The organism is Halopseudomonas oceani, from assembly GCF_002903165.1.
In the GTDB taxonomy this organism is placed as follows: domain Bacteria; phylum Pseudomonadota; class Gammaproteobacteria; order Pseudomonadales; family Pseudomonadaceae; genus Halopseudomonas; species Halopseudomonas oceani.
Window position 1 is genome coordinate 134,039 of record NZ_PPSK01000010.1, and the last position, 18,763, is coordinate 152,801.

The 18,763-nt window shown below is 59.5% G+C and carries 13 protein-coding genes; 12 read left to right on the forward strand and 1 reads right to left on the reverse strand.

Translation table 11 applies throughout. The features are described from left to right. Window positions 1–95 precede the first annotated feature (95 nt). Window positions 96–2,132: an NADPH-dependent 2,4-dienoyl-CoA reductase gene (locus C1949_RS11920; protein ID WP_104738685.1), complete on the forward strand. Its 2,037-nt coding sequence runs from the start codon at window positions 96–98 to the stop codon at window positions 2,130–2,132. A gap of 232 nt (window positions 2,133–2,364) precedes the next feature. Continuing rightward, window positions 2,365–3,237, forward strand: coding sequence for a hypothetical protein (locus C1949_RS11925; RefSeq protein ID WP_104738686.1), 873 nt, complete (start codon window positions 2,365–2,367; stop codon window positions 3,235–3,237). A 12-nt stretch (window positions 3,238–3,249) separates the two neighbouring features. Here C1949_RS11925 and C1949_RS11930 read toward each other — a convergent pair whose 3' ends face one another. Continuing rightward, entirely contained in the window at window positions 3,250–4,155 is a 906-nt protein-coding gene (locus C1949_RS11930) for a DUF1853 family protein (protein ID WP_104738687.1), read from the reverse strand. A 97-nt stretch (window positions 4,156–4,252) separates the two neighbouring features. Here C1949_RS11930 and C1949_RS11935 point away from each other — a divergent pair, with 97 nt between their 5' ends. The 10 genes from C1949_RS11935 to C1949_RS11980 all read left to right on the forward strand — a co-directional run bounded on the left by C1949_RS11935 (window position 4,253) and on the right by C1949_RS11980 (window position 18,437). Beyond that, the gene (locus tag C1949_RS11935; RefSeq protein ID WP_104738688.1) at window positions 4,253–5,137 is read left to right on the forward strand and encodes an NAD(+) kinase; all 885 of its coding nucleotides are present in this window, start codon (window positions 4,253–4,255) and stop codon (window positions 5,135–5,137) included. A 7-nt stretch (window positions 5,138–5,144) separates the two neighbouring features. Further along, window positions 5,145–6,104: a metallophosphoesterase gene (locus C1949_RS11940; RefSeq protein ID WP_104738689.1), complete on the forward strand. Its 960-nt coding sequence runs from the start codon at window positions 5,145–5,147 to the stop codon at window positions 6,102–6,104. An 8-nt stretch (window positions 6,105–6,112) separates the two neighbouring features. Beyond that, window positions 6,113–6,949: a rhomboid family intramembrane serine protease gene (locus tag C1949_RS11945; RefSeq protein WP_104738690.1), complete on the forward strand. Its 837-nt coding sequence runs from the start codon at window positions 6,113–6,115 to the stop codon at window positions 6,947–6,949. A 43-nt stretch (window positions 6,950–6,992) separates the two neighbouring features. Beyond that, on the forward strand, window positions 6,993–7,259 hold the full coding sequence (locus tag C1949_RS11950) for a YeaC family protein (RefSeq protein ID WP_104738691.1): 267 nt from the start codon (window positions 6,993–6,995) through the stop codon (window positions 7,257–7,259). A gap of 32 nt (window positions 7,260–7,291) precedes the next feature. Then, a complete protein-coding gene (locus C1949_RS11955) occupies window positions 7,292–8,098 on the forward strand; it encodes a DUF2797 domain-containing protein (protein ID WP_104738714.1) in 807 nt (268 codons plus the stop codon). A gap of 84 nt (window positions 8,099–8,182) precedes the next feature. Continuing rightward, window positions 8,183–10,837 carry an aminopeptidase N gene (gene pepN / locus C1949_RS11960; protein WP_104738692.1) on the forward strand — a complete coding sequence of 885 codons (2,655 nt, stop codon included), beginning with the start codon at window positions 8,183–8,185 and terminating at the stop codon, window positions 10,835–10,837. Window positions 10,838–11,148: 311 nt separating this feature from the next. Beyond that, window positions 11,149–12,228, forward strand: a complete 1,080-nt coding sequence (locus C1949_RS11965; RefSeq protein ID WP_104738693.1) for a WD40/YVTN/BNR-like repeat-containing protein — start codon at window positions 11,149–11,151, stop codon at window positions 12,226–12,228. Window positions 12,229–12,255: 27 nt separating this feature from the next. Continuing rightward, window positions 12,256–14,631, forward strand: coding sequence for an efflux RND transporter permease subunit (locus tag C1949_RS11970; protein ID WP_104738694.1), 2,376 nt, complete (start codon window positions 12,256–12,258; stop codon window positions 14,629–14,631). A 293-nt stretch (window positions 14,632–14,924) separates the two neighbouring features. Beyond that, a complete protein-coding gene (locus C1949_RS11975) occupies window positions 14,925–16,058 on the forward strand; it encodes a YCF48-related protein (protein ID WP_104738695.1) in 1,134 nt (377 codons plus the stop codon). Window positions 16,059–16,082: 24 nt separating this feature from the next. Beyond that, window positions 16,083–18,437, forward strand: a complete 2,355-nt coding sequence (locus C1949_RS11980) for an efflux RND transporter permease subunit (RefSeq protein ID WP_104738696.1) — start codon at window positions 16,083–16,085, stop codon at window positions 18,435–18,437. Window positions 18,438–18,763: the final 326 nt, after the last annotated feature.

Genomic DNA, 18,763 nt, shown 5'->3' on the forward strand with positions numbered 1-18,763 from the left:
TATTGAGTAAGCCGGTTACCGGGCCTATTGTTGGGGCCATAACGAGGCGCCGGACAGGTATCCGCTGCGCCATCCTGATGATGCTGGAGTATCCGATGAGCGAACAATCTTTGTATCCGCACCTGCTGGCCCCGCTGGACCTGGGCTTTACCACGCTGCGCAACCGTACCCTGATGGGCTCGATGCATACCGGTCTGGAAGAACGCCCGAACGGTTTCAACCGCCAGGCGGCCTACTTTGCCGAGCGTGCCCGCGGTGGTGCGGGGCTTATTGTCACCGGTGGTATCGGACCGAACGAGGAAGGCTGTGTTGCCCAGGGCGCGGCCAAGATGACCACGCCTGAAGAGGCTGCCCAGCACAAGGTGATCACCGACGCGGTACATGCCGAGGGCGGCAAAATCTGCATGCAAATCCTGCACGCAGGCCGTTACGCCTACAGCCCCAAACAGGTTTCCGCCAGTGCGGTTCAGGCGCCGATCAATCCGTTCACCCCCAAGGAACTGGACGAGGAAGGGATAGAAAAGCAGATCTCTGACTTTGCCCGTTGCGCCACATTGGCCAAGGAGGCGGGTTACGACGGTGTTGAAGTCATGGGCTCGGAAGGGTACTTCATCAACCAGTTTCTGGTTTCCCACGTCAACAAGCGGACCGACCGCTGGGGCGGTAGCTACGAGAATCGCATGCGCCTGCCGGTTGAGATTGTCCGCCGGGTCCGTGAAGCGGTCGGCCCTGAGTTCATCATCATCTATCGGCTGTCGATGCTCGACCTGGTCGAAGGTGGCAGCACCTGGGATGAAGTGGTCATGCTGGCCAAGGCCATCGAGCAGGCTGGTGCGACCATCATCAATACCGGTATCGGCTGGCACGAAGCGCGGATTCCGACCATCGCCACCAAAGTGCCGCGTGGCGCTTTCGCCAAGGTGACCGCCAAGCTCAAGGGCGAGGTGTCGATCCCGCTGGTGACTACCAACCGCATCAATACCCCGGAACTGGCCGACCAACTGCTGGCCGACAGCGCGGCGGACATGATTTCCATGGCGCGTCCGTTCCTCGCCGATCCCGAGTTCGTCAACAAGGCGGCCGCCGGTCGCGCCGATGAGATCAACACCTGCATCGGCTGTAACCAGGCCTGCCTGGATCACACCTTTGGCGGCAAGCTGACCAGCTGTCTGGTCAACCCGCGTGCCTGTCACGAAACCGAGCTGAACTTCATTCCGACCACCCAGGTGAAGAACATCGCTGTGGTCGGTGCCGGTCCGGCCGGTCTGGCAGCTGCTACGGTTGCCGCCGAGCGCGGTCATCAGGTCACCCTGTTTGATGCGGCCGAGCAGATCGGCGGTCAGTTCAACATCGCCAAACTGGTGCCGGGCAAGGAAGAGTTCTATGAGACGCTGCGCTACTTCGCCAAGCGTATCGAGAAGACCGGGGTCAAGCTGGAGCTCAACCGCCGTGTCGATGCGAGCGATCTGACCGAGTTTGACGAGGTGATTCTGGCGACCGGCATCGTGCCGCGCACACCGGCGATTCCAGGTATCGAGCACCCGAAGGTCATCAGCTATCTGGATGCCATTTTGCAGCGCAAGCCGGTCGGGCAGAAGGTCGCCGTGATCGGCGCCGGCGGCATCGGCTTTGACGTATCGGAACTGATCACTCACCAGGGCACCAGCCCGAGCCAGGATATCGACTTGTTCTGGAAGGAGTGGGGGATCGACCCGCAGCTGGAAGCGCGTGGCGGTATTGCCGGTATCAAACCGCAGCCGCACCCGCCGGCCCGTGAGGTCTACCTGCTGCAGCGCAAGACCAGCAAGGTAGGTAACGGTTTGGGCAAGACCACCGGCTGGATTCATCGCGCGGGTCTGAAGAGCAAGCAAGTGCAGATGCTCAACTCGGTCAATTACCTCAAAGTGGATGACCAGGGCCTGCATATCAGCATTGGCGAGAACGGTGAGCCCAAGGTACTGCCGGTCGACACCATCATTCTCTGCGCCGGTCAGGAGCCGCTGCGCGAACTGCAGGATGGCTTGGTTGCTGCGGGCAAGAGCGTACATCTGATCGGTGGTGCTGACGTCGCTGCCGAGCTGGACGCCAAACGGGCAATTGATCAGGGTTCGCGCCTGGCTGCAGAGATTTGATTCGGCGCTAGTAACCTACAGGCGGCGCCCGTTTTTCGGGCGTCGCCGTTTACCGAAAATCTGCGACAGATTCCCGCTTTTCCCAACTATTCTTTCGGTCCGGCGAACCGCGTGCCAAATCGGTCACACACCAAAATGAACCTTTTGCCTACACTCACTGCCTGATAGAGGCGCGGGGTGCAATTGCCCGAGAATTGGCGCACAGTGTTGCTCGGGGCAAGGAGAAAGGGTCATGAATACGCCAACAAAGCCGCTGCTGACCGAGGCGGTCATGTTCTTTTCGGAGCGAGGTATCTCGAAGGAGATGCTGTTTCCCGAATTTGAGGCCCTGTTGGACGGCATGGTCGCGGCTCCCGAATACGCCGACGAAACTGTGGAGGCCGTCTTTCTGCAGATCAACACCCGGCTGCAGGTGCGCTCTGCCGTATTCTTCAATCTTGATTTTGACCTTGATGGCTACGTCAACCGACTGTGGAACCTGCCTTTGCGGCAGATTGCCGAACGTGGTGACCGTGGTCCTGACATGGGCGGTGGCCCGATCCGGCTGGTTTGTCTGGGGTTCAACAAGCAGCCGCAGTACCGGCCGATGTTGTGGAAGCCCGGTGCCCGCGGCAACAGCAACGATCTGGCGCTGGTCAAGGAAGCCGTCGCCCACAACGCGCTGGGTATTCTTGGCGAAGACGAAGAAGCCATTCGCTACATCGCTCCCGAACGTTTGCATATGGCTGCCGAGGACACCTGGTACGGTGGCGGGCAGGTCAACGACGTTGACGACCTCATTCCGCTGACCAGTACGCCGCCTGCCGCAGCGTCCGCTACGGCAGCGGCCAGTGGTGAGCTGCAACGCTTGCGCGAACAGCATGCGCAGGAGGTGCGCGAATTGCGCAAGCAGGTTGAGGCACTGGGTACCCGGATCAAGGCGATGGCGCTAGAGAAGGAACAGGCGCTGGTCGAACTCAAGGGGATTCACGCTGACCATCTGGAGATCGTTCAGGGCGAGCTGCTTGATATCAAGCAGGAGCTGGCTGAGCAGCAGCGGATCAACGCCGCGCTCAAGCGTGAGCTGAGCAAATTTCAGAATCGTACCGCCAGTGACTTTGAATAGCGTGGTTTCGGTCTAGTCATGCGGCCAGACATCATCCACACACAGCAGCCGTTCACTTTCCAGTAGCGCCTGTCCTGCTCGGCAGAACATCACCGCTCGCTTGTTCCCGCTCCGATCACTTCGTGCCCGCATTTCGCTCGGTCCAAGTACGGGCGCTTCCGACGCGGCAGGTGGCATCAGCCAGGCCTTGTGCGCCATTGGCAACCAACGCTCTTCAACATCCAGCGACACGAGTTCGTGCCGGTGGCACCAATGATAAGGTGCTGCCGTGATTATCTGTCCAAGCACCGGGGGCACCGGGTTGTGCAGCGGCTGAAACAGGCCGCCTTGCAGCCAGGCCGCAGAACAGTCGGGCAGCGGCAGCGCCCGGTGTGTAGTCGCCAGCTCGGCCAGTCGTCCGCCCAAAGGCAACTGATGCTCACGCAGGCGCTTGAGCTTGTTGGCTAGGTTGTCTCGTGGGTCCACTCCCCACCAACTGGCCGGATCGCTGGTCTGGCCGCTGGCGAGCGGCAGCTCCGGTCGGGCCAGATAGAACTTGATTGCCAGCTCAAGGTGGACGATTGCGCTGTCTGCGGCCTGGATGATCAGATCCAATTCACCGTAGGTGTGGGCACCGTCGCGCAGGGCCAGATTGTGGGCGAGGATGCGGGTGTCGGGGGCAAGGGTGAGCAGGGCATGCCAGAGACGCTCATAATAGTTGCCCAGGCGGCGGTCCGGGGAGTCACCGAGCAGCGCCTCGAGCGTCGCAGGGTCTTCGTCCAGCAGCGCCAAGGCGTGCAGTAGTTGCTCGGGATCGTCCCTCCATACGCTGCCTCTCAGCGGGTCGCGCATGGGGAGCAGTTGGTCGTCGAGCAGGGCCGGGCTGAAGGCAATCCAGGCCATATCACGGACGCTGGCGTGTGCAAAGACGGGCAGCATGAAACCTCTCGTATTTGCCAGCCCAGGCTGGCTGCGGAATAATCGGCGCTCGTCCGCCCAGTCTCGGGCATCTCTGACACGAACGCAAAGAGGTGGTATGGATCAGTTCCGCAATATCGGTCTCATCGGACGCCTTGGCAGCGGGCGGGTGGTCGATACCCTCAAACGCCTCAAGCGCTTTCTGCTCGATACCGGGCATACGGTGATCCTTGAGGATGCGGTGGCGGATCTGCTTCCCGGCCATCAGCAGCAGGTTTGTTCGCGCAAGATGATGGGTGAGATCTGCGATCTGGTCATCGTGGTGGGCGGCGACGGCAGCCTGCTCGGCGCGGCCCGTGCGCTATGTCGCTACAACATTCCGGTGCTGGGGGTTAACCGCGGCGGCCTCGGCTTCTTGACCGATATTCCGCCGGATGAACTGGAACAGAAGGTTGGCGATGTGCTGGCCGGTCATTACATGGTCGAAACCCGCTTTCTGCTTGACGCCTTCGTGCGCCGCGGCGAGGAGCAGCTGGGTACCAGCGAGGCGTTGAATGATGTGCTGCTGCATCCGGGCAAGTCGGCGCGGATGATCGAGTTTGAGCTGTATGTGGACGGCCAGTTTGTCTACAGCCAGAAATCCGATGGCCTGATTGTCGCCACCCCCACCGGATCGACCGCCTACGCGTTGTCGGCCGGTGGCCCGATCATGCATCCGAAACTGGATGCCGTGGTGCTGGTGCCGATGTTCCCGCATACCCTGTCGAGCCGACCGATCGTGGTCGATGGCAACAGCGAGCTGAAGATCATTATCTCCAAGCAAAGCGGTATCTATCCGCAGGTCAGCTGTGACGGCCAGGTGCACATCTCCTGCGCGCCCGGCGACAGCATTACCATCCGCAAGAAGCCGCAGAAGCTGCGCCTGCTGCATCCGCTGGATCACAATTTCTACGCGATCTGTCGCAGCAAGCTCGGCTGGTCCAGCCGGCTGACGGATCAGTAGGTAACGGATGGAAGAGCATCAGGGTTACGACATCATCGGAGACGTGCACGGATGTGCGCACACGCTGGAGCGCTTGCTCGAGTTGATGGGGTATCGGGTTCAGGCGGGGGTATGGCGCCACCCGCAGCGCAAGGCACTGTTTCTTGGCGACATCATTGACCGTGGCCCGCGTATTCGCGAGGCGCTGCACATTGTGCATGGCATGGTCGAAGCGGGCGAGGCGCAGTGCATCATGGGCAACCATGAGTTCAACGCCCTGGGCTGGGAAACCCGCGCGCCTGCGGGCAGTGGCCGCGAGTACCTGCGTGACCACAACGAGCGCCATTTGCGCCTGATTGGCGATACCCTCGAACAGTTTGCCCCGTGGCCACAGGAGTGGAGTGAGTTCGTCGAGTGGTTCGCTCAGTTGCCTCTGTTTCTCGATTTCGGCCTGTTCCGCATGGTTCACGCCTGCTGGGATGCGCGACTGATTCAGCCGTTGCGCGAGCAATATCCCGACGGCCGTATCGATCGTGAGTTCATTGAGGCCTCGGTGGAGCGGGGCAGCTTTGCCGCTCAGACCTTTGACCGACTGCTGCGTGGCACTGACATGCGCCTGCCGCACGGCATGACGATGACCGGCAAGGACGGGTTTACCCGCGCTTTTTTTCGCACCAAGTTTTGGGAAGAGGCGCCACTGACCTATGGCGATGTGGTGTTTCAGCCCGATGCGCTGCCAACCGAGATCGCGGCCAGGCCGCTCAGCGATGATCAGCGCGCCGAGCTGCTGATCTATGGACCGGAACAGCCGATGCTGTTTGTAGGTCATTACTGGCAACAGGGGCGACCGCATCCGATTCGCCCCAATCTGGCCTGCCTGGATTACAGCGCGGTCAAGTACGGCAAGTTGGTAGCCTACCGCTGGAGCGGTGAGCGTCACCTGGATCGCGACCATTTTGTCTGGGTCGATGTACCCAAACTGGATTGAGGAGTCACATGCTCAAGGCGTTGAACTGTCAGCTCGATGAAGATTTGTCACCGCTGGTGCGCTTTCTGCGCAGTCGTGGCGTGGTGCATCGGGTGGTGGAAGAGGGCGGCATGCAGGTGGTCTGGGTGGTTGATGAAGCCGCCGCGCAGATCGTTCGCGACGCCTACGCGCAAGGGCCACAGGCGCTGGCGGATAGTCCGGCACCGCAGCGCCCACCGAGCGAGGCTGCGCAGTTCTGGCGGCAGGCGCACCGGTTGATCCCGGTGACTCTCGCGGTACTGGCGATTACTGCGGTCGTGGCGCTGCTGACCGGGCTGGGCAGTGATGCCGGCGGCATCGTCATGTTTACCTTTACGCCGCTGGAGGCGTCTGGGCATCTGGCGGCTCAGCCTGACATGACCCAGTGGTGGCGGTTGATTACGCCGATCTTCCTGCACTTTGGCATCATGCATCTGGCGTTTAATGCACTCTGGTACTGGGAATTGGGGCGGCGCATCGAGATGCGCTCCGGTGGGCTCTGGCTGCTGGGGCTGACCCTGCTGATCGGCGTGGTATCGAACACGGCACAGTGGTTGTGGAGCGGAAGCAGTCTGTTTGGCGGGCTATCCGGCGTGCTCTATGGCTTGTTGGGTTATTGCTGGGTTTACCAGAAACTCGCGCCCAACGTGTTCTTTGATTTGCCACGTGGCGTGATCATCATGATGCTGGCGTGGCTGGTGCTGTGCATGACCGGACTGATCACTCTGCTGGGTTTTGGCGCCATTGCCAACGCGGCGCATGTCAGCGGTTTTGTTGCCGGGTGCGCCATCGGCGCGGTCGCCGGAACACTGCAGCGGCTGCGGTGAGCGAGTACAATATCGGCTTTTCAATATTCCAGCGGGAGGCGCGATGACCACTTTCATCGATATGCTGCGCAACATCACCCCTGATATCTACCAAAGCCTCAAGCTGGCTGTGGAGATTGGCAAGTGGCCTGATGGCCGCAAGCTGACGCGCGAGCAGAAGGAGCTGTGCCTGCAGGCGATGATCGCCTGGGAACAGGACAACCTGCCGGAAGAGGAACGCACCGGTTACATGGGGCCACAGGCCTGCAAGTCGCAGCAAAAGGACGTGCCGAATATCCTGTTTTCGACGGGTTCGGAGACGCTGCATTGAGTCTCCTGCAGTTCGAAGGCAACGTCAGAAAGATGATCGGTCGGCTCGATGCGGCCGACGCTCCGGTTGATTACAGTCTGCCTATCGGTGAGGAACGGGTGCCGCTGAACGGCTTGCTGGGCAAGACCATTCGGCTGGAGGCCATGGGTCCAATCCATTGTGTGCACTGTGGGCGCAAGACCAAGAAGAGTTTTAGTCAGGGCTATTGCTACCCCTGTTTCACCAAGCTGGCGCAGTGCGACAGCTGCATCATGAGCCCGGAAAAGTGCCATTACGACCAGGGCACTTGTCGTGAGCCGGCCTGGGGTGAGCAGTTCTGCATGACCGATCACATTGTCTACCTAGCCAACTCCTCGGGCCTCAAGGTGGGTATTACCCGCGCCACGCAGGTGCCGACGCGCTGGGTTGATCAGGGCGCCAGTCAGGCGCTGCCTATCTTGCGCGTAGCGACTCGCCAACAGTCTGGACTGGTTGAAGACCTGCTGCGTCAGCAGGTGGCAGACAAGACCAACTGGCGTGCATTGCTCAAAGGCAATCCCGCCCCTCTGGATCTATACGCCGAACGTGATCGATTGCTCGACAATGCCGAGGCCGGCATAGCCGAGCTGCAGGCGCGGTTCGGGCTGCAGGCGGTGCAGTTGCTGCCGCAAGCCGAGGCGCTGGAGATTCGTTACCCGGTCGAGCAGTACGTCGCCAAGCCGCAATCGGCCAACCTCGACAAGGAGCCGGTGCTGGAAGGCACCCTGCTCGGCATCAAGGGGCAGTATCTGCTGCTCGACACTGCGGTCATCAATATTCGCAAGTACACAGCCTATCAACTGGCATTCAGCGCCAGTTGAGCCATTTCGGCAGGGCCGCTCTGCAGCGGGGCGGCCGAACATGATTCATCGGCCGGCTTACCCCGGCTGCAGCGGAGCTCAGACATGCGTACCGAACAACCGAAGACGATTTACCTCAAGGACTACCAAGCCCCGGATTACTGGATCGACGAGACCCAACTGACCTTTGAGCTGTTTGAAGACCACGCGCTGGTACACAGTCGTTTGGCCTTGCGCCTTAACGCTGACCGCCACAGTGAAAACGCGCTGCCGCCGCTGGTTCTGGATGGCCAGCAGCTGGAGCTACAGAAAGTGGTGCTGGATGAGCAGGAGCTGACGGCCGACGCCTACCAAGTCGACAGTGACAGCCTGACGCTGCAGCCGACCAGCGCGCAATTCGAACTGGCCCTGACTACCCGTATCGAGCCGCAGAACAATACCGCGCTAGAAGGGCTGTATAAGTCTGGCAGCATGTTCTGCACCCAGTGCGAGGCCGAGGGTTTCCGCAAGATCACCTATTATCTCGACCGCCCGGATGTGATGAGCCGCTTCACCACCACGGTGATCGCCGAGCGTGAGCGCTATCCGGTGCTGCTGTCCAACGGCAACCCGATTGCCTCGGGTGAGCACGAAGGCGGTCGCCACTGGGTCAGTTGGGAAGACCCGTTCCCCAAGCCGGCCTATCTGTTTGCCCTGGTCGCCGGAGATCTGTGCCTGTTGCAGGACAGCTTCACCACCATGAGCGGGCGCACCATCGATCTGCGCATCTACGTCGAGCCGGAAAACCGCACCCAGTGCGACCACGCCATGGACAGCCTCAAGCGCTCGATGCGCTGGGACGAGGAGGTCTATGGCCGCGAGTACGATCTGGATATCTTTATGATCGTTGCGGTTAACGACTTCAACATGGGCGCGATGGAGAACAAGGGCCTCAATATCTTCAACTCCAGTTGCGTGCTGGCCCACCAGGACACCGCCACCGATATGGCCTTCCAGCGGGTCGAAGCCGTGGTAGCGCACGAGTATTTCCACAACTGGTCCGGCAACCGGGTGACCTGCCGCGACTGGTTTCAGCTATCGCTGAAGGAAGGCTTTACTGTCTTCCGCGACTCGGAATTTTCTGCAGACATGAACTCGCGCACGGTCAAGCGTATCGAGGATGTCACTTTCCTGCGCGCGAACCAGTTCGCCGAAGACGCCGGCCCGATGGCGCACCCGGTACGCCCGGACTCCTTTATCGAAATATCCAACTTCTACACCCTGACCGTCTACGAGAAGGGCGCCGAAGTCGTGCGCATGCTGCATACCCTGTTGGGTGAAGAGGGCTTCCGCAAGGGCACCGACCTGTATTTCGAGCGCCACGATGGTCAGGCGGTCACCTGTGATGACTTCATCAAGGCGCTGGAAGACGCCAACGGTGCCGACTTTACCCAGTTTAAACGCTGGTACAGCCAGGCTGGCACGCCGCGCCTGAACGTGCGCAGCGAATACGACGCGGCCAGCCGCGAGTATCGCTTGCACTTCAGCCAGATCTGCCCACCAACGCCGGGTCAGCCCGAGAAGCAACCGCAGGTAATCCCGGTGCGCATGGCGCTGCTGGATCGTGACGGCAACGAAATTCCGTTGCAGCTCGAGGGCAAGACCCTTGGCAACGAGGCGGTGGTATCCATTACCGAGGCCGAGCAAACGCTGGTGTTCGAGAATGTACCGAATTGCCCGCTACCGTCGCTGCTGCGCGGCTTCTCCGCGCCGGTCAAGCTCAGCTATCCCTACAGCCGTGATGATCGGGTGTTCCTTGCCAAGCACGACCCGGATGGCTTCAACCGCTGGGAAGCGGCGCAGGGCCTGGCGGTTGACGTGTTGCAGGGACTGGTCGAAATTCACCGTGCCGGTAGGCCGCTCAACCTGGATCAGCGCCTGGTTGAGGTTATGCGCAGCGTGATTACCGACGCAGAGCTGGACGCTGCCATGGTCGCGGAAATCATCCGTCTGCCCTCCGAGGCCTATCTGATCGAACTGGCTGATGTGGCGGATGTTGACGCTATCCATTACGCCCGTGAGTGGCTGCGCCGTGCGCTGGCCGAGGCCCTGCGCGACGAGATGTCGGCGCGTTATCAGCTTCTGTCTGCCGCCGGGGCGGGGGCGTTTAGCGCCAAGGCCGATGCCATGGCCGCGCGCAGCCTGAAAAACAGCCTGCTGGCCTACTTGATGCTGACCGGTGAGCAGCAAGTGGTGGGCTGGTGCGTGCGCCAGTTTGTCGAGTCAACCAATATGACCGATCGTCAGGCCGCGCTGGTGGCGTTGGTCAATTCCCCGTTCGAGCAGCAGCGTGAAGCGGCGTTGGCAGAGTTTGCCGAGCGCTGGGCCGAGTATCCGCTGGTTATGGATCAGTGGTTCAGCATTCAGGCCGCCGCCAGCCAGCCCGGTGCGCTGGATCGGGTGCGCAAGCTGATGGAGCATCCTTTGTTCACCATGCGTAATCCGAACAAGGTGCGCTCGCTGATCGGCGCGTTCGCCAACCAGAACCTAGTTAACTTCCATGCGCTGGATGGCAGTGGCTATGCTTTTCTGGCCGACCGTATCATTGAGCTGGACCGCAGCAACCCGCAGATTGCCTCGCGTCTGGTGACGCCGCTGAGCCGCTGGCGCAAATTCGAGCCGGGTCGGCAGGAACTGATGAAGGCCCAGCTGGCGCGAATCCTGGGAGAGAACCCGCTCTCGCCTGATGTTTACGAGGTAGTCAGCAAATCGCTTGCCTGAGGGAGAAGACCCGCGTCTGTCTGGGACGCGGGTCTTGAAGTCAAGGGCGATAAATGAGTTACTCAGCACACGCAAGGGCGAAATTTTAATAAAAAATTACCGAGAGGTATTTGTGTAGCGCCTTGCGGGCCTCTAATATGCCTTGTCCGCTGGAGGGATAACTTATTCGGTGTTTGTGCCTGTGTGGGGTGCGCGCCGGGTTAAATTACAACGTGTTCCCGTAGCGGAGCAGAAGCACCTATAAAAACAAAGAGGGGTGGTGTATGCGTAAGCCGTCCATTTGGCGCGCTCCATTCGTGGCCCGGACAGATATGCAAGCGTCGGGCAAACATCTTAAGAAAACCTTTTCCGTCAGTGCTGTTGCGCAAGCCGTGATGCTGTCCGGCATGGTGGCACTGGGTGCCGCATCTGCGCAGGCCGCTGATGGCATAGCGGAAAGCGTGCAGCCTGCTATCAAGTCCGAGCTGGCGTCACACACCTTGCTGGTCGATGCAGCTGTTGCCGGCGATCGTCTGGTTGCCGTTGGCAGCCGTGGCCACATCGTTTATTCCGATGATCAGGGGAAATCCTGGACTCAGGCGAATGTACCGGTTCGCCAGCTGCTGACTGCCGTCTACTTTGCTGACGACAAGAACGGCTGGGCTGTCGGTCATGACTCGCTGATCCTGCACACCAGCGATGCCGGTGCCAATTGGGAGATGCAGTACCGCGATCCCGAGCTCGACCAGCCGGTCGACCCGGATGGCCCGAGTCTGCTGGAGCGTCCGCTGATGGACGTCTGGTTCAAGAATGCTAACACCGGCTTTGCAGTTGGCGCCTATGGCACCTTCCTGCGTACCGATGACGGGGGCAAAACCTGGGAAGACCGTTCCTACGACATCGATAACCCCGATGGCTTCCACTACAACGCGATCACCGCCGTGAAGGGCGCAGGCCTGATGCTGGCTGGCGAAATGGGCACCCTGTATCGCTCGGCTGATTACGGTGATACCTGGGAGACCCTGACCGATCTGCCTTATGACGGTTCCTGGTTTGGGGCGTCAGGCACCAACAGCGACAACGTTGTTCTGGTTTGGGGCCTGCGCGGCAACATGTTCCGCTCTGCCGACTTTGGCGACACCTGGGAGCAGGTCGAGCTGCTGACGCCGAACAACGGCCCGCTGGAAGCGACCCTGCTGGGCGGCGGCCTGTCCGCCGACGGCAAGCTGGTTGTCGTCGGCGCTGGCGGCGTTGTGCTGACCAGCGATGACGGCGGCAACAGCTTTGACGTCATGACCCGTCCTGACCGTATCGCACTGGCTTCGGCCAAGGCGTTGGGCGACGGTGAACTGCTACTGGTCGGTCAGCATGGTGTTGCCACCATGCCGGCAAGTGCCTTGAAAGCTCACTGATAATAATTACAAGCCAGGAGAATCTGGATGTCTTTTGACCAGAGTAACGCACCATTCATGGAGCGGTTGGTATTCAATAACCGCCTCGCTGTGGTGATTATTTTCTCGCTCGTTTCCCTGTTTCTGGGGTACCAGGCGCTGCAGGTGCGACCCGACACTAGCTTTGCCAAGATGATTCCGCTGGAACATCCCTATATCGTCAACATGCTCGAGCACCAGAATGATCTGGCCAACCTCGGCAACTCGATCCGCATTGCGGTCGCCATTGAAGACGGTGATATTTTCAGCACCGAGTACATGGAGACGCTCAAGCAGATCAACGACGAGGTGTTCTTTCTGCCGGGTGTAGACCGCTCCAATCTGCGCTCGCTGTGGACGCCAAACGTGCGCTGGACCGAAGTAACCGAGTACGGTTTTGACGGTGGTCCGGTAACCAACCACCCGTCCTATACCAGTCAGGCAGATCTGGAAGAGCTGCGGGCCAACGTCCTGAAATCTGGTGAAATCGGTCGTCTGGTTGCCAACAACTTCAAGTCGAGCATCATCGAGGTGCCGCTGCAGGAGTTCTATCCGAACCCGGATAACCAGAGCGAGCTGTTGCGCCTGGACTACAAGCAGTTCTCGCACCTGCTGGAAGAGAAGATTCGTGACCGCTTCCAGTCCGAAAACCCGAACATCAAGATCCACATCGTCGGCTTTGCCAAGAAGGTCGGTGACCTGATCGATGGCTTGATCGGTGTTGTCGGTTTCTTTGCCATCGCGTTCGTCATTACCTTTGTCCTGCTGTACATGTTCACCTGGTGTATCCGCAGTACCGTATCGGTGCTGGTGACCACCGTGATCGCAGTGATCTGGCAGCTGGGTCTGATCAATCTGGTTGGTTTCGGTCTGGACCCGTATTCGATGCTGGTGCCGTTCCTGATCTTCGCCATCGGTATTTCCCACGGCGTACAGAAGATCAACGGTATTGCGCTGCAGTCGGGCGGGGCAGATAACGCGCTGATCGCAGCCCGTTTGACCTTCCGCCAGCTGTTCCTGCCGGGCATGATCGCGATTCTGGCTGATGCGGTCGGTTTCATTACCCTGTTGGTCATCAAGATTGATGTGATCCACGAGCTGGCAATCGGTGCCTCGATCGGTGTGGCGGTTATCGTCTTTACCAACCTGATCATGCTGCCGGTCACCATTTCTTACCTGGGTATCAGCAAGAAAGCGGTTGAACGCTCCAAGCGTGACGCGGTGCGCGAGCATCCGTTCTGGCGCTTCCTGTCCAACGTCGCGCACCCGAATGTGGCGCCGTGGATGGTCATCGTCGCCCTGGTGGCTGGTGCCAGCTGCTTTGTGTACCAGAAGAACAACATCAAGGTCGGTGACCTGGATGCTGGTGCGCCTGAGCTGCGTCCTGACTCGCGTTACAACAAGGACAACGATTTCATCATTCAGAACTACACCACCAGCTCCGACATCCTGGTCGTCATGGTCGCTACTCCGCCGGAGAAGTGCTCTGCGTACGAAACCATGGAGGCGATCGATCAGCTGCAGTGGAAAATGCAGAATCTGGAAGGTGTACAGTCGGCTGTCTCTCTGGTGACGGTTGCCAAACAGGTGATCATGGGTTCCAACGAAGGCAACCTGAAGTGGCAGGGCCTGTCGCGCAACCAGGATGTCCTGAACAACGCCATCAGTCGTGCGCCGTCCGGCATGTTCAACTCGGCCTGCTCGCTGGCACCGGTCATGGTGTTCCTGGATGACCACAAGGCCGACACGCTCAAGCGTGCCACCGCTGCGGTCGAAGAGTTTGCTGCTGAAAACAACACCGACGACATGGTGTTCAAGCTGGCGGCCGGTAACGCCGGTATTGAGGCGGCTACCAACGAGATCATCTCCAGCTCCGAGCTGCTGATTCTGGTGCTGGTGTATATCTGGGTGGCGGTGATGTGCATGATTACCTTCCGCTCGCTGCCGGCGACTATCTGCATCGTCCTGCCTCTGATTCTGACTTCGGTCTTGGGTAACGCTCTGATGGCTTTCCTGGGCATTGGTATGAAGGTCGCGACCCTGCCGGTGATCGCGCTGGGTGTGGGTATCGGTGTTGACTACGGTATCTATATCTACAGCCGGCTGGAGAGTTTCCTGCGTCAGGGCATGCCGCTGCAGGAGGCGTACTACGAAACGCTGCGCTCCACTGGTAAGGCGGTACTGTTCACTGGTTTGTGTCTGGCAATCGGTGTGGCTACCTGGATCTTCTCTGCGATCAAGTTCCAGGCCGACATGGGTCTGATGCTGACCTTCATGTTCCTGGTCAACATGATCGGTGCGATGCTGCTGCTGCCGGCACTGGCTCGCTTCCTGATCAATCCGGAGAAAGTACGTAACTCTCGCGGTAGCAAGCTGTCGCACTGATAGCGCTGTAGTACAAAAAACCCGCCAATCGGCGGGTTTTTTGTGCCTGTTGTCACCCTGCTGAGGTGGCAGGTCGTGCGGCAGTGATCGACTGTTTCCGGTTTCGTTCTACTGCATTCGCTGTGCCTGATTAGTGTGTGTCGAAATATTGCTGCGAAAATGCCGGGTTCTGCATAGATAACGTGATTAACAAAAGATAACCGTGAGCCGTTGGCGCGCCCATGTTGCGCTCGTTACCATGGGCAGTCCCGTTTTAAAACGGAAAGATGGATAACAATAAGGGGGAATGGTGTATGCGTGAGCCCACTCGTTGGCGCACTCAAACGACTCAACTGGCCTGTGCCATCGGCCAGCGGGCGCAGTTCCGCAAGCAATCCTTTGCTGCTCGTATCTTCAAGGCTGCCGGCCTTGGCGCGGCACTGATGACCGCATCAATCACACCCGCTCTGGCTGCCGAGACCGTTGCCGAGGCGCCTAAGCCGGCAATCATGTCCGAGTTGGCTAGCCACACTTTGCTGCTGGACGTCGCGTCTGCCGGCGATCGTTTGGTTGCGGTGGGGAGCCGTGGTCATATCGTCTACTCGGATGACCAGGGAGCCAACTGGACTCAGGCTCAGTCTCCGGTACGTCAGTTGCTGACTGCAGTGTACTTTGTCGACGCCAACAACGGCTGGGCTGTTGGTCATGATGGCGTGATCCTGCATTCCAGTGATGCCGGTGCGAACTGGGAGCTGCAGTACCGCGACCCGGCTCTGGATGAAGCGGTCGATCCGGATGGCCCCGGTCTGCTCGAGCGCCCCCTTATGGATCTGTGGTTCCGTGATGCCAATACCGGTTTTGCCTTTGGTGCTTACGGTACCTATCTGCGCACCGATGATGGCGGCAAGACCTGGGAAGATCTGTCCTTCGATATCGACAACCCGGATGGCTTTCACTACAACGCCGTGACCGCTGTTGCAGATACCGGTCTGTTCCTGGTGGGCGAGATGGGCACCATGTACCGTTCGCCCGACTTTGGCGAAACCTGGGAAACCCTGCAGACCTCTCCTTATGACGGTACCTGGTTCGGTACCGCCGGTACGGGCATTGTGGGCCAGGTCCTGGCCTGGGGACTGCGCGGGAACATGTACCGTTCCACCGACTTTGGCGACAGCTGGGAGCAGGTTGAGCTGCATACCCCCAATAACGGCCCGCTGGAGGCAACCCTGCTTGGTGGCAATCTGTCCGCTGACGGTTCGCTGGCTGTTGTGGGCGCTGGTGGCGTTGTAGTGACCAGCACGGACCATGGCGAGAATTTCAGTGTGGCCGTACGTCCGGACCGTGTTGCCCTGGCAACGGCCAAGCGTCTGCCTGACGGCGAACTGGTACTGGTCGGTCAGCACGGTGTAGTCAAGGCGGCGGCCAGCGGCCTGCCCAACAACCAATAATAATCAGCTGCCAGGAGAGTCTGGATGTCCAAGCATCACCAGGAAACGAGCGCTCCCTTTGTGGAACGCTTGATCTTCAACAATCGGATTGTTGTTCTTCTGCTGTTCGCGCTGCTGACCGTGTTCTTCGGTTATCAGGCTGCGCAGGTCAAGCCCGATACCAGCTTCGAGAAGATGATTCCTCTCAAGCACCCATACATCGCCAACATGATCGCGCACGAGAACGATCTGCCGAATCTCGGCAACTCGATTCGGATCGCTGTCGAGATCAAAGATGGTGACATCTTCAGTACCGAGTACATGGAGAGCCTCAAGCGTATCAACGACGAGGTGTTCTTCCTGCCCGGTGTTGATCGCTCGAATCTGCGTTCGCTGTGGACGCCGAATGTCCGCTGGACCGAGGTAACCGAGTACGGTTTTGACGGTGGCCCGGTGGCCAATCGTCCGGCCTATCTGACCGAGGCAGACCTGGAAGAGCTGCGTGAAAACGTGCTCAAGTCTGGCGAAATCGGTCGTCTGGTAGCGAACAACTTCAAGTCAACCATCATTGACGTGCCGCTGCAGGAAGCCTACCCGAACCCGGAAAATCAGGGTGAGCTGATCCAGCTCGACTACGGCGATTTCTCCCGTCAGCTGGAAGAGAAAATTCGCAGCGAGTTCCAGGGTGAGAACCCGAACATCCAGATCCATATCGTCGGCTTTGCCAAAAAGGTTGGTGACCTGATCGACGGCATCATCAAGGTCGTGATGTTCTTTGGTGCTGCGCTGGTCATTACCTTCGTTCTGCTGATGATGTTCACGCGTTGCTTCAAGAGCTCCATCACCACGCTGGTGTGCTCGGTCATCGCGGTGGTCTGGCAGCTAGGCTTATTGCGCACGCTAGGTTTTGGCCTGGATCCGTACTCGATTCTGGTTCCGTTCCTGGTCTTCGCTATCGGTATTTCCCACGGCGTGCAGATCATCAACGGCATGGCGATCGAATACACCAATGCCGATGACAGTAGCACCGCAGCCCGTCGCGCGTTCCGCGCGCTGTACATTCCGGGCATCGTGGCGCTGATCTCTGACGCGGTTGGCTTCGTGACGCTGCTGCTGATCGAGATCGAAGTTATCCGTGAGCTGGGTATCGCCGCCTCGGTTGGCGTGGGTGTCATCATCCTGACTAACCTGATGCTGCTGCCGATTCTGATGTCCTATATCGGTATCAGCCGCAAGGCCGTTGAGCGCAATCGTAACCTCGCCAACCGTCCGCAGAAATTGTGGCTGAGCGTGGCCAAGTTTGCCCATCCGGCGGTAGCGCCAATCTCGATCCTGCTCGCAATCGTTGCCTTTGCCTTCGGTATTTACCACGGCAGGGATGTTGCCATCGGTGACCTCGATCCGGGTGCGCCGGAGCTGCGTGCGGATTCGCGGTATAACCTGGACAACCAGTTCATCATCGAGAACTACTCAACCAGTTCCGACATTCTGGTAGTCATGGTCAAGACGCCGGATGAGATGTGCTCGGCCTACGAGACCATGGAAGCCATTGATCAGCTGGAATGGCGCATGAACAACCTGGAGGGCGTGCAGTCGGCGGTATCGCTGGTGACTGTTGCCAAGCAGGTCATCATGGGCAACAACGAAGGCAACCTCAAGTGGCAGACGCTGTCGCGCAACCAGGACAACCTGAACAACGCCATCAGCCGTGCGCCGTCTGGTATGTTCAACTCGTCCTGTTCGCTGGCACCGGTGATGATCTTCCTTGATGATCACAAGGCGGAGACCCTCAAGCGCGCTACTGCTGCGGTCGAGGAATTTGCCGCCGAGCACAACACCGACAACCTGCAGTTCCTGCTGGCGGCCGGTAATGCTGGTATTGAAGCAGCCACCAACGTGGTGATCGAGGCGTCCCAGACCAAGATGCTGCTCACTGTGTACGCGGTGGTCATCCTGATGTGTCTGATCACCTTCCGCTCGATCCGCGCTGTGCTCTGCATCATCATCCCGCTGGCCCTGACCTCGGTTCTGGCCAACGCGCTGATGGCCTTCCTGGGCATTGGTGTGAAGGTGGCAACGCTGCCGGTAATTGCGCTGGGTGTGGGTATCGGTGTCGACTACGGCATTTATATCTACAGTCGTCTGGAAACCTACCTGCGTCAGGGCCTGCCGCTGCAGGAAGCCTACTATGAAACCCTGAAGACCACGGGTAAGGCCGTGACCTTCACCGGCTTCACCTTGGCTATCGGTGTCGCCACCTGGATCTTCTCCGCGATCAAGTTCCAGGCCGACATGGGTATCCTGTTGACCTTCATGTTCCTGTGGAACATGTTCGGCGCACTCTGGCTGTTGCCGGCGCTGGCTCGCTTCTTGATCCGTCCGGACAAGCTGCGTAGCTGAGTGGTTTGAGCTGCACAAAAAAACCGCCTTCGGGCGGTTTTTTTGTGGGGGACATTTTGAGTTCTGTACGGAATGTCAGCGCGCACGTCAGGCATTGTGCCGGCGATGCCTGACGCTTCAATTTATGGCGGAGTGTGCACGTGAGGTTCGTCCCGTTTACGCGGGCGAGTAGCGCAGGGTTGGCAGGAAAAAGGGCGGCAGCCTGTTTGAGGCTCGAAGAGCCGAGTTCTGCCGGCCCCTGCCAAACCGAGCAACGCAGCGAACCCGAAGGGCCGCGTAGTCGGGTGCCCAGGGGGATCGCCAAGGGGGGCTGGGCAAGCTGCCCC